This is a genomic window from Streptomyces doebereineriae, from assembly GCF_031845645.1.
GTDB classification, from domain to species: Bacteria; Actinomycetota; Actinomycetes; order Streptomycetales; family Streptomycetaceae; genus Streptomyces; species Streptomyces canus.
In genome coordinates this window covers 1-480 of the sequence record NZ_JAVREZ010000158.1, presented here as the reverse complement: position 1 = coordinate 480, position 480 = coordinate 1, and the positions used below count along the sequence as shown (strand labels likewise).

Below are 480 nucleotides of genomic sequence, written 5' to 3'. Positions count from 1 at the left end.
AACGTGCACTGAGCGGGAAGGGCAGCTGGCACCATGGCTGCATGCCCGACGATGTGCAGGAATTGCCGACTCTCAGTGCCACCGATCAGGACGCCATTCAGCGGTGGTTGCAGGATGAGCGGATCGGAACGAGCCTGACCGATGTGGCACCGCTGACCGGCGGGACCCAGAACATCGTGGTGGGCATGAGCGTCGACGGTCGCCGAATGGTGCTGCGGCGCCCGCCTTTACACCCCCGGCCGACCAGTGACAAGACCATGCTCCGGGAGATCGCGGTGCTGCGCACCCTGGCGGGCTCGGCCGTACCGCATCCGGGGTTCATCGCCGCCTGCACCGATCTCGACGTGATCGGCGTGGTGTTCTACCTGATGGAGGAGGTCGACGGGTTCAACCCGGGTACCGAGGTGAGTCAGGCCTACCGCGACGACGCCGAACTGCGCTACCGCGTCGGGTTGTCGTACGCGGGGAGCCTGGCCGAAC

1 protein-coding gene is annotated in these 480 nt (G+C 66.5%); it reads left to right on the top strand.

Going from position 1 to position 480, the window contains the following annotated elements; all coding sequences use genetic code 11:
* Positions 1-41: 41 nt before the first annotated feature.
* Positions 42-480: phosphotransferase (locus tag RNB18_RS51215; RefSeq protein ID WP_311720952.1), on the top strand; the 439-nt coding region annotated here is incomplete at its 3' end.